The sequence below is a fragment of the Proteus sp. G2300 genome (genome assembly GCF_009915965.1).
GTDB lineage: Bacteria > Pseudomonadota > Gammaproteobacteria > Enterobacterales > Enterobacteriaceae > Proteus > Proteus vulgaris.
The window spans coordinates 60,567-72,476 of the sequence record NZ_JAABNK010000004.1 but is presented as its reverse complement, the minus strand read 5'-3'; the positions used below and the strand labels follow the sequence as shown (position 1 = coordinate 72,476).

Below are 11,910 nucleotides of genomic sequence, written 5' to 3'. Positions count from 1 at the left end.
AGTTTTTAGTCATTTGAAATTAAAAAAGCGCTTGCTCATTATTTATGATCAGCGCTTTTTGCATTTCAGTCTCTTAATAACGCACCAGGATAACCAAGTTGACGCCATGCTTCAAAAACCACAACTGCAACGGTATTTGACAGGTTCATACTGCGACTATCAGCAAGCATTGGAACTCTGATTTTCTGCTGTGTTGGCATATTATCTAACACATAAGGTGGCAAACCACGGGTTTCAGGGCCAAAAAGGAGATAATCTCCATCTTGATAGCTTACATTGCTATGTGCTGGTGTACCTTTTGTCGTTAACGCAAATACACGCGCACCCGTTGGTGATTGTGCATTATCAGGGTTTAAACCTTCACTTTCTAAAAAAGCATAGTAATCGTGATGCTGTTTAATATCAGCAAATTCACGATAATCAAGTCCTGCACGACGAAGACGTTTATCATCCCAAGTAAAACCCAAAGGTTGGATCAAATGAAGATGAAAGCCTGTGTTAGCACACAGGCGGATAATATTACCCGTATTCGGTGGAATTTCGGGTTCAAATAAGACGATATTGAGCATATAAAATCGATTTAGTCGTTACCAAAGAGGTCACGAGTATAAACTTTTTCTTCAACGTCGTTTAGTACAGATGACATTCTATTAGTAATAATGACATCAGAGATTGCTTTAAACTCATTTAAATCACGAATTAATTTTGAGTTAAAGAAAGTCTCTTCTTTCATCTCTGGCTCATAGATTACCACCTCAATCCCTTTGGCTTTAATGCGTTTCATAATGCCTTGGATAGAAGAAGAACGGAAATTATCAGAGCCAGATTTCATAATTAAACGATAAACACCTACGATTTTTGGTGATTTAGCGATAATTGAGTCGGCAATAAAGTCTTTACGTGTGCGGTTAGCTTCGACGATTGCACTAATAATATTATTAGGCACCGAGTCGTAGTTTGCTAACAGCTGTTTAGTATCTTTTGGTAAGCAGTAACCGCCATAACCGAATGATGGGTTATTATAATGGTTGCCGATACGAGGATCTAAGCAGACGCCTTCGATGATTTGTTTTGAGTTCAAACCATAAGATTCAGCATAACTATCAAGTTCATTAAAGTAAGCAACACGTAGCGCTAAATAAGTATTGGCAAATAATTTAATGGCTTCTGCTTCTGTTGAGTCAGTGAACAGAACATCAATATCTTTCTTTAATGCACCTTGTTGTAAAAGGTCTGCAAATTTTTGTGCTCTTTCTGATTGTTCACCAATAACAATACGCGATGGGTATAAATTATCGTAAAGTGCACGACCTTCACGTAAGAATTCAGGAGAGAAAATAATATTATCCGTATTATATTTTTCTCTCATTTCTTTCGTAAAACCAACAGGAATGGTTGATTTTATAATCATTGTCGTGTTTGGATTATATTCTAAAACATCACGGATAACAGACTCTACAGAGGAGGTATTAAAGTAATTTGTTTTAGGATCGTAATCGGTAGGTGTTGCAATGATAACAAAATCCGCATCTTTATAAGCGAACTCTTTATCTAAGGTTGCAGTAAAATCAAGCTCTTTGGTTGCTAAAAATTCTTCAATTTCTTTATCTGTAATTGGAGAGATTTTTTTATTCAGTAATTCAACTTTTTCTTTATTGATATCTAACGCAACAACTTTGTTGTTTTGGGAAAGGAGTATTCCGTTAGATAGACCGACATAGCCGGTACCTGAGATTGTGATTTTCATAAATAGACCTTTAAGATTAACCTAACTTTATAGGTGTATTATAGATAGTAAATTGATCTATTAAATTAAGAATTTTTTAGCATAATTGGGATCAAAAGGCCCCTCTTTTACTTCCAACATTAATGCTTTTTGAGAGATGCATTTAAGAGCGTGTATTTCATTTGGTTCTAAGTTTACAATCGAAATATTAGTATTTTCTCCAGCTAAGAATTTTTCTTTTATTTCTCCAGAATGGTTATATAGTGTAATTTCAATTTGCCCTTCCAAAATAATAAACATTTCCCATTGATGAGGTAACTCGTGATAATGTGGTTCAACATAGCTATCGTTTACTAAAGCAATAAGTAAGCGTTGTACTTTGTCTTCATGGGATTTATGTAATAATAAATGAGAACGTAACCTTTCTGATTTTTTTGCTTCTTTATATAAATTCTCTAACGATGAATTATCAATATATTTCATTTTAAAGATCTCAACCTACCTATTAGTGTCGATGCAATAGAAGTAACTGAAAACTCTTTACACAACAGATTATAAGCATCATTTCCACATTTTTTTCGTAGTTCTATATCAAGGTGGAGCTTTTTAGCAGATTCAAATAAATTATCGTCTTCGCCATTTATATGAATAAAACCTGCATTTTCTTTATTTACTAGTTCTTGTAAGTCGTTTCCTTCATTAACGCTACCTAATATAGGGATATGATTAGCCATATATCCTAATAATTTACCTGGAAAATTATGTGCAGAGTGATGTGACGCTAATGAAAATAAACCAATATCAATTTCTTTAAGAATTAATTTAAATTTAGTCTGATCAACTGAAGGTAGATAGCTAAAATTATTTAAATTCCATTTATTAGATAAAGTTTTAATTAATTCAACTTCATCGCCTTGTCCAAGAAAGAGAAAATGAGCATCAGGATAAACACTCATTTTCTTCACTAGTCGCATCAAATTACCCATATCTTGGGCATGACCAATGTTTCCACCATAAAAGAAAATAGTTTTATTTTGTAAGTTTAAAGATTCACGTATTGAAATATATCCATTAGTATCAATGTTTGTTTGAGTAGTATTTGCCCAATTTCTTAAAATTTCACATTTCAAACCTTTATTTTTATTATGTTGATAAAAATAATCTAGATTTTTTTGAGACATTAAGCCAATTATTGATGCTTGTTTATAGGAGTAACGTTCAAAAAATCGAAAGTACTGTTCGATCAATGAACCTTGCTTTAAAATACCAGCATCAACAATCCATTGAGGAAATAAATCCCTTAATATTAAATAAGAAGGACACTGGCATTTTTTCTTTAGTTTATTAACTAATTTTCCCCAAAATATAGAAGGAGAATAGTAAATTATGCCATCAAAAGAATCCTTATTGATTAAATGTTTAATAGCTTTCCAAGCATTGTAAGAAAGTAGTGTTTCATTAATTGCTCTTTGGATCTTTTTTACATCCTTAATAGGACCATTTTTAAAACGCCAGATAGTAATATCATCTAATTTATCAATATATAGATTAGATGGTTGATCCTTATCTGGAGTTATGATTGTAATATGGTGTCCGAGTGATTGTAGCTCTAATGCTAATTCATGAAACATTTTTGCCCCAACTCGAGTGCTGTAGGGCAAGTAATCGTCAATGATAAGAGCTAATCGCATTAGTATTCTTTCCAGACAACTCTTTTCACATAGTCAGTATAAGAATGAATTATTCTTACAACTTTGTCTGAAACATTAGGCATACTATAATCAGCTACTTGGCGTAATAAACGTTCATTACCCTTTGGTTGTAAGGAGAGTATATTTAATGCTTGAAGCACTCGATCACATTCTAAACCGACCATCATCACTGATGCTTCCTCAAAGCCTTCTGGCCTTTCGTGAGCTTCCCTGATATTAAGAGCCGGGAAGTTCATAATTGATGATTCTTCTGTGATAGTTCCACTGTCAGACAGAACTGCTTTTGCATGTTTTTGTAGATGATTATAATCATGAAAACCTAATGGTTTTAATAATTGAATATTATTATGGAAAGTAATTCCATGGTCATCAATTCTTTTTCTAGTTCTTGGATGTGTCGACACGATAACTGGTAAATTATATTTTTCAGCAACAGTATTTAAAATGTTGACTAATTTCATTAAATGCTTAGGCGAGTCAACATTTTCCTCTCGGTGAGCACTTACAACAAAAAAAGCTCCAGGTTCTAAACCTAATCGAGATAATACCTTAGATTTATCAATTTGTTCCATATAATGAGAAAGTACTTCAAACATAGGACTACCTGTTTTTATAACTCTATCTGCAGGTATGCCTTCTGATAGAAGATATTGACGAGCAATGTCACTATAGGTCAAATTGATATCAGCAGTATGATCAACGATACGCCTATTTGTTTCCTCCGGTACGCGCTGATCAAAACACCGATTACCTGCTTCCATATGAAAAATAGGTATTTTACGTCTTTTGGCTGGAATTGCTGAAATGCAAGAATTTGTATCACCTAAAATAAGTACAGCTTCTGGAGAGACTTTTTCTAAGACTTGATCAACTTTTATAATCACATTACCAATCGTTTCTGCAGCATTAGCGCCAGCAGCATTTAAGAAATGATCGGGTTTTCTAACACCTAAATCTGTGAAAAAAACTTCATTTAGTTCGTAGTCGTAATTTTGTCCAGTATGAACAATAATATGTTCACAAAATTGATCTAATTTTATTAAAACTCTAGATAGACGAATAATTTCTGGACGAGTACCAACAACGGATACAACTTTTAATTTTTTCATTACAAAGGTCTCGCTATTGTATCTGGAAATTCTTTATTAAAGATTTCATTTGCCCATAACATAACAATTAATTCACTATCGGCAATATTTGTAATGTCATGAGACCATCCTGGTACTGTTTCTACGATTTTATAATCATGGTCAGAAACAGTTAACTCGTATTTTTCACCTGTAATAATATTCTCAAATTTAAACAAAGCTTTTCCTTTAATAATTAAGAATTTTTCTGTTTTAGTATGGTGATAATGTCCCCCACGAGTAATACCAGGGTGTGCGGTAAAAAAAGAAAATTGGCCACTGTTTTGTGTTTTAAGCATTTCACAAAAAACACCTCTTTGATCTTCATAATGAGGAACTGAATAAGTAAATTGCTGAGGTGAAAGATAGCTTAGCCAAGTGGAATATAGTGCTCGAGTAAAACCAACACCTACATTTTCTGTAACTAATGTATTGCGACTATTTTTAAAGGCATAAAGTAATTCAGCAACCTCACCAACGGTAGTTGTATAAATAGGTGAAATATTTTGAAAGCCAATTCTATTATTACCATTTAATAGAGAGATTAATTCATTACATAAATCGTCAATATAAATTAGTGAAACTTTGGCTGTTGGGGAGTTTATGATAATATCAATATCATTTGCAATATTATGGCAAAAGGTTGCAATAAACGAGTTGTAATTTGGTTTACACCATTTACCAAAAACATTCGGCAATCTATAAATATAATAGTTTGCATGAGTTTTTAACCCATATGCTTTTATATGAGTTTCTGCTAATTTCTTGCTTTCACCATATTTATTATTATTATTTGCTTGAATTGATGAACTCAGCATTATTGGTGTTTTTTTCTTATTTTCAATCAGGAAATGCGTGATTTCTTCAGTTAATGATGCATTACCTTCATGAAACTCTGATTCATTTTTAGGTCTATTTATTCCAGCTAAATGAAAGATAAAGTTTGCATTCATCAGGCCTAGTTCTAAGTCATGTTTTGAACTATTACGGTCTATTTTTATTAATTCGAAATTATTTTCTGCTAATCGAACACATAAATTTTTACCAATAAAACCATCAGCACCAGTAACTAGTATTTTCATATTCAAATGACCTTAAATTTTATTATTGTGTAAGTTTTTTATTAAAGGCAATTTTAATAATAGCTTTTTCATTTCATTTACATCTAATCTAGTCGTATTATGTGAATTATAGTCCTCAATTTCAGAAATACGTGAATCGCCTTGTTCAACATATTTATCATAATTAAGATCACGCAAATCTGGTGGGACACGGTAATAATCACCCATATCAATAGCTGCTAACATTTCTTCTCTACTTAAAAGAGCTTCGTAAAGTTTTTCCCCATGGCGCGTACCAATAATATTTATTGGGTGTTCTGGTGTATTCAAGAGTTCTTTTAATGCTATTGCTAATGTTTCAATTGTTGCTGCTGGTGCTTTTTGAACAAAAATATCGCCATTATTTCCGTTTTGGAATGCATATAATACAAGATCAACGGCATCTTCTAATGTCATCATAAAGCGAGTCATATTAGGATCTGTAATTGTAATAGCTTTACCTTCACTCATTAAATCGACAAATAAAGGAATAACTGAACCTCGTGAAGCCATTACATTACCGTAACGTGTTCCACAAATAACGGTTTTATTGCTATCTAAATTACGAGATTTAGCAACCATGACTTTTTCCATCATTGCTTTGGATATACCCATTGCATTGATCGGATACACCGCTTTATCTGTGCTCAAACAAACGACTCTTTTTACACTATTAGCTATCGCAGCTTCTAAAACATTTTCCGTACCCAAAATATTTGTTTTAACGGCTTGAATTGGATGAAATTCACATGAAGGTACTTGTTTAAGTGCGGCCGCATGAAAAATAAAATCAACGCCACGAGTTGCATTTAAAATACTTGAATAATCACGAACATCGCCAATATAAAACTTTAATTTATGATTATTATATTTTTTACGCATATCATCTTGTTTTTTTTCATCGCGAGAAAATATACGAATTTCTTTTATATCTGTTTCTAAAAAGCGATTTAAGACAGCATTGCCAAAGGAGCCTGTACCGCCAGTGATTAGTAAAATTTTATTGTTAAACATGTTAATCCTTATTATCATTAATTATAAAGTTTATAATATCTTTATTAAGATTTATAGAGTTATCTATATATTGAATTTTGTTTTTTTCTATTAAACTTTTAATTTCATTAGCCCACATTTCAATGTTATCATTTGAACATAGAGATTTATTATTATATTTTTTTAATGTGTCATAGGAATATTCTAAATCTGATGCAATGATAAAACAACCATGATTCATTGCTTCGATTAAAGGCAACCCAAATGTCTCAATATAGCTTGGAAACAGTAATGCCTTACTTATATTGAGATAATGGTGCACTTCTTGATTGTTAATTTTACCTAAAAACTTGATAAATTCTTTTAAAGAGCTAGGAATATTTTCTTTGTATATTTCTACATATTCATTTTCTGTGATTGTTAAAATCAATAAGTAATTATTTTCTCTTAAATAAGATTCAGGTATTTTTAATAACGCATGTATAATTACAATATGATTTTTATAAAAATAAGGAGCTGCTGGATAAAATAATATATTCTTATTAGGGTCGTAAAGTTTAGTATTTATTAAATCTTTATTTATATTAATTACAGGCTCAATTATTTCTACTTTCTCTGAAGGAAAATTAATTTTTGTATATAAGTTTTTATAAATCCATTGGGTTTGTACGATAAACTTATATGCATAACTGATATTTATTTTAACAAAAAATAAATAAAATTTTTGATAAAGCCATAGTTTTTTATCTTTTTTAAAAAAGTTATATCTAATAAGTGGTAATGATTGATGGTAGTAAACATATTGTTTAATATTTTTTATTCGAACTGGGACGTTCTGTAAGTTGAGACAAATATTATAAGTTGAATTTTTTATTATTTTTGAGTAACCAAAAATATCAAAATATATTCGTTTAATCCAATTTTTTGTATTTATTCCTATATATTCAATGTTATCAGATTTATCTAAAGTGTTTTTGATTGATGGGTCAACTAAGAAGGTATATTTTTCAGTTGTTTTTTTAGCATCTGAAATGGTTTTCTTTAAGATGCTAAGTGCTCCACCCGCTCTCGCTGCTGTCGCAATGACTAATATGTTATTCATATTTTTCAACTTGTTGTAAAAGTGTCTTCATATGTTTTTTTTCATTATGTAAATAAAAGAAGTTTTTCTTTAGAAAAATAGTATTATTTATATTATTAAATTTAATTATTTCATCGATAATATTATCTATATCCGTGAGATTATTCTCATGGGTTTGGTAACCAAAAAATGAGGCAAAATTACAATAAGTTCCTTCGTCAGCCATGTATCTATTATGATCATAATGATAAAACCAAATACATTTATTTTGATAAAGATAGTCCCATGATATACTAGAATAATCAGTGATTAATAAATCAGTGTTTTTTATTATGTGTGGTAATTCAGTGTTTTTGACGTAAGTTATATGTTCTATTTCATTGGGCAAATTTTTAGACATATTGTGGTTGGTTATATATATTTTTATGTTTGGGTTATTTTTCCTTAACATGGAAACTATTTTATTGTAATTAATATTATTATGGTAAGTTGTTTTTTTTCTCCATGTAAACATAATCAAGCATGAGTTTATTTCACAAATATCTTGATTATTAACAGAATATTTATCAAATCTAGCTAAACCTGATTGAATTATTTTGTTTTTTTCTATTTTGAAATGATTGATAAAAACTTCTGTTTCATACAAATTACTAGATATATATTTAAAGTATTTTTTTTTCTGATATTCTGGAAGACATTTTATACCAATAACACCATGTTGGATAAAAATATATTTTTTATATTTGAAAATTCTCCATAGATAACTCAAAATATCAGACTCAGAATGAGTAATATATATATATTTAGCGCTTATTATTCTTAATATACTATGAATGCTATTCTTCTTTAAAATCCCATCAATTTTAGATGAGATGTTTTTATAAATTAAAAAATAATTTTTTTCGCCAGATTCTTTTAGGTATTCGAAAAGAATTTCTCCATTGTCGTATCCCGGTTCACCATTTCTTGTGCCAATAAGAATAGTATTTTTATACTTATTAGAGAAAAATGGATAAATCAAAAATGAAATAATAATCTTAAATAGAATAATTATTGAAAAAAATATTTTTTTAATTAAAATCATTCCCAATCCTTATTAAATAATCTAAGAGCATAATATTTTATTTTTATTTTCATTTTGGCAATGATTGAAATAGACCTATTTTTAATTAAGATTGATCTTTCTTTATTTATAAAACTGTCTATTTTTCTTACCTCTTCTTCATTTGTGGAAACTAGATAATTATTTAATGCAAAAAAGTTATTTATATTACATTTCTTTTTTATAAAATACCAATGGTCACAAACACAATATATAGGTAGATATGAATTAACTAATTGAGTTAGAGCTTTTTTTGTTACGATATAACCATATGAGCCTACAAAATATTGAGAGCTACCTAATAGTTTATATAAACTATATTTATTATTAAATTCTATTCTGGGTTTTTTGCTTAGTATTACTTTATCATTTAAAGTATGTTGTTGTATAAAAATTATTGAATTTTCTTCAGGACTTAATTTATACATTAGATCTTTAATTATTGAATCAAAGTCTTCATTAATATAAGAGTCATCCTCTAAGATAATAATATAGTCAACATTATCTTCTAATGCTTCTTTATAAATTAAGTAATGAGAGTAGGTTGCGCCAATTTCACCTTTTGTTAATTCTCTTTTTATTTTCTCATTTGCTAATGATGAGCAGTAAATTTTATCTAATTCTATATTCGGAATATCTTTTCCATAAATACCGTCAAAGAAACTAAATTTTAAAGATGAACGTTGTGAAAAATTTTTTTCGAAATTATCACGCCTTTGCAAGGCATCTTTTAAGGATAATGTTACTATTTTATAGTTATACATTTTTTTCACCAAATATTTTCAATACTAATAACATAAATAAGTAAAATGTAAGTGCATAGATGTAGTTAGCCAGTAGTCCCCAAAAACCCTGATAGAGAGTCAAGAACATAATTATGAATGCTACACAATTTTGTTGATAAGATGAGTATAATAATCTCGTTATAATATTAATAAATACTATTGAGCTAATTAATATTATAACGATCGCTATAATTTGTTCTGGTAAAATCATTATAATCCCAATAACGGAGGAAGCAGTTGCACTCCCTAAGTGATTAAAGTTATAATAAAAAATTAATTTCCCAAACTCTATTACCTTTTCGTGTATACCAAATATACTTGGTGCCGGAGTTAGCTTTTCTAAAAACTCATTAATTGATGAGTAATTAAAATTTGATTCAATCATATAGCTAATAGATGGAATATGTTCAATTAAATAACTCAAATTTGATGTTAGGCTCAATCTACCTACAAACATAGATAGTGTTGTAAGTATATTAAGATATTGGTATGAATCATCTAGCCTTATATAATATTTTAAATTATAAATCAAATTAATAAATAAAATAAGTAAGGTTATTGTTATTATTGGATTTATTTTTCTTAATTTATTAAAGATAGTTTTAGATTCTAAAATTCCAATAATAAGTAGAGGGAATGAAATTCCCCTAAGGATTTCTGTAACTAAAAATATTATTAATGTGAGGTAGTAAAGTTTTGTTTTATATTTATTTGCAGCCGAATAAATAAAAATTAAAAAATTGAATTTACTTATAATTATCGGAAGAAAAATGATTTTATCAAGTAGCGTTAATTCTATATTTTCACTGCCAGGCTTACCTACACCAGTTCTGATGTAAAAAAATAAGTATAGAATAGATAAAATAAAAAATAAAATATTTAAATTAGGTGTGTTGAAATTTTTTATTTTTATTCTACTACATAGATTATCAAGTAATTGCCAAAAAAAATAATATAAGAGATATAAGAATATAATGCTAATATTAATAATAAGTATTATATAAATAGGGTTTTTTATATTGCGATGAAGGTAGTCTCCATTATATTCACCTGCAATTACAATGTATGTTAGGCTAATAATTTCAAATATTATAAATATAAGTATTATTTTAAATTTCATGTTTTTTTCTTACAAAGAAATAAGATTTCAAAGGCCAAAACCAATTGTTGAAAATTAGTTGTGAAATTAATATAGAGTAAATTGCACCATCAATATGATAAATAGGTATTAGAATTAAGGATAAAATAAGTGTAATTAAACCACTAAAAAAAGATGGATAAGCAAAAGGAATTTTATTTTCTATCGTTAATATATGGCCTGATATACTATGATTTAATTGTAATATAAATACTATAGATAGGAAGAAAAGTTGTTTTTGATTTAATATTAAAGTATTTACTTTTAATATGTTTAATAATGGAGTGGCCATATAAAATATAAAAATGCAACCTATTACATATGCTAAAAGTGAGAAATACTTAAGCTTAAAGTAGATTGATTTTATTTTTTCAAATTGATGATAATATAAATTAACAAGCATAGGGGTTAGCATTGTTGTTAATATAAAAATAATATTAAAACCCATTTCAAATAGTTGATAAGTTAAACCATATGATGCTATGCTTTCAAGATTAGAGTAATATGGTAATATGTATAAAGAACTTTTTGTAATAAGTATGCCTCCTACGCTTGATATAAAAGATAAATATACAAGATAATATAGCATTTTTTTGTTTGAATGGTAATTATATATACTTTCTTTTATTAGAGCGGTGTTTTTACTAGTTTTGAAAGTTGAAAAAAATAGTCTTTTTATTTTTATTCTTTTATATATATTAGATAAAAAATAAAACAAACAAAATAAAGTTAAGTTTATATCATCTTTTTGATTTTCTAATAAAATAAATAGTGTCAAAATGGTCAGTATTATTCTAGAAATAAAATTAATTTTATTGGTTTCTTTAAATAATCCTGAGCCATTTAATGCACATTCATATAGTGAATAGTAGACCTCAAATAATATTGATATTATAAGGAATACCCACCCTAAAAAAATTAATTTTTTAGAAAAAATATGTAACGTTGGTTCTAAATAAAAAAAGAGGATTAATATAGATAAGATTGCTATAATTATAGCTACATATATATATATTCTTCTTATTAAATTACAGTAGGTAATTATATCTATATTAGCTTTTGCTACACCAATGGAAAATTGTCGGGTAATATTGGGAGTTAAAGCATTATTTAATATTAAAATAAATGCTTGAATTGCCATAAATA

Annotated in this window: 12 protein-coding genes; all 12 read right to left on the bottom strand. The window is 28.4% G+C overall.

Annotated elements, in window-relative coordinates; genetic code table 11:
- Positions 1-65: 65 nt before the first annotated feature.
- Genes trmL through GWI97_RS01575 form a run of 12 tightly spaced genes read right to left on the bottom strand, consistent with a single transcriptional unit; the run spans position 66 to position 11,905 of the window.
- Positions 66-569 (bottom strand): tRNA (uridine(34)/cytosine(34)/5-carboxymethylaminomethyluridine(34)-2'-O)-methyltransferase TrmL, encoded by a 504-nt coding sequence (gene trmL, locus GWI97_RS01630; protein WP_036933349.1) that lies wholly within the window; start codon positions 567-569, stop codon positions 66-68.
- An 11-nt stretch (positions 570-580) separates the two neighbouring features.
- Complete coding sequence (locus tag GWI97_RS01625) at positions 581-1,747, bottom strand: nucleotide sugar dehydrogenase (protein ID WP_036933347.1); 1,167 nt, start codon at positions 1,745-1,747, stop codon at positions 581-583.
- A gap of 60 nt (positions 1,748-1,807) precedes the next feature.
- The gene (locus GWI97_RS01620) at positions 1,808-2,209 is read right to left on the bottom strand and encodes a WbuC family cupin fold metalloprotein (RefSeq protein WP_161751813.1); all 402 of its coding nucleotides are present in this window, start codon (positions 2,207-2,209) and stop codon (positions 1,808-1,810) included.
- On the bottom strand, positions 2,206-3,417 hold the full coding sequence (locus GWI97_RS01615) for a glycosyltransferase family 4 protein (RefSeq protein ID WP_161709917.1): 1,212 nt from the start codon (positions 3,415-3,417) through the stop codon (positions 2,206-2,208). Before GWI97_RS01615 ends, GWI97_RS01620 begins: the two co-directional genes overlap by 4 nt.
- Positions 3,417-4,547, bottom strand: coding sequence for a non-hydrolyzing UDP-N-acetylglucosamine 2-epimerase (gene wecB, locus GWI97_RS01610; RefSeq protein ID WP_161709918.1), 1,131 nt, complete (start codon positions 4,545-4,547; stop codon positions 3,417-3,419). The genes GWI97_RS01615 and wecB overlap by 1 nt, the downstream gene beginning before the upstream one ends.
- Positions 4,547-5,647, bottom strand: coding sequence for a UDP-2-acetamido-2,6-beta-L-arabino-hexul-4-ose reductase (wbjC, locus tag GWI97_RS01605; protein ID WP_161709919.1), 1,101 nt, complete (start codon positions 5,645-5,647; stop codon positions 4,547-4,549). Before wbjC ends, wecB begins: the two co-directional genes overlap by 1 nt.
- Before the next feature lie 12 nt (positions 5,648-5,659).
- Positions 5,660-6,679 carry a polysaccharide biosynthesis protein gene (locus tag GWI97_RS01600; RefSeq protein WP_161709920.1) on the bottom strand — a complete coding sequence of 340 codons (1,020 nt, stop codon included), beginning with the start codon at positions 6,677-6,679 and terminating at the stop codon, positions 5,660-5,662.
- 1 nt (position 6,680) lies between these two features.
- Positions 6,681-7,760 carry a glycosyltransferase gene (locus GWI97_RS01595; RefSeq protein WP_161709921.1) on the bottom strand — a complete coding sequence of 360 codons (1,080 nt, stop codon included), beginning with the start codon at positions 7,758-7,760 and terminating at the stop codon, positions 6,681-6,683.
- Positions 7,753-8,823 (bottom strand): CDP-glycerol glycerophosphotransferase family protein, encoded by a 1,071-nt coding sequence (locus GWI97_RS01590; RefSeq protein WP_161709922.1) that lies wholly within the window; start codon positions 8,821-8,823, stop codon positions 7,753-7,755. The genes GWI97_RS01595 and GWI97_RS01590 overlap by 8 nt, the downstream gene beginning before the upstream one ends.
- Positions 8,820-9,605, bottom strand: a complete 786-nt coding sequence (locus GWI97_RS01585; protein ID WP_161709923.1) for a glycosyltransferase family 25 protein — start codon at positions 9,603-9,605, stop codon at positions 8,820-8,822. The genes GWI97_RS01590 and GWI97_RS01585 overlap by 4 nt, the downstream gene beginning before the upstream one ends.
- A complete protein-coding gene (gene wzy / locus GWI97_RS01580) occupies positions 9,598-10,746 on the bottom strand; it encodes an oligosaccharide repeat unit polymerase (RefSeq protein ID WP_161709924.1) in 1,149 nt (382 codons plus the stop codon). The genes GWI97_RS01585 and wzy overlap by 8 nt, the downstream gene beginning before the upstream one ends.
- Positions 10,736-11,905 (bottom strand): hypothetical protein, encoded by a 1,170-nt coding sequence (locus tag GWI97_RS01575; RefSeq protein WP_161709925.1) that lies wholly within the window; start codon positions 11,903-11,905, stop codon positions 10,736-10,738. Before GWI97_RS01575 ends, wzy begins: the two co-directional genes overlap by 11 nt.
- Positions 11,906-11,910: the final 5 nt, after the last annotated feature.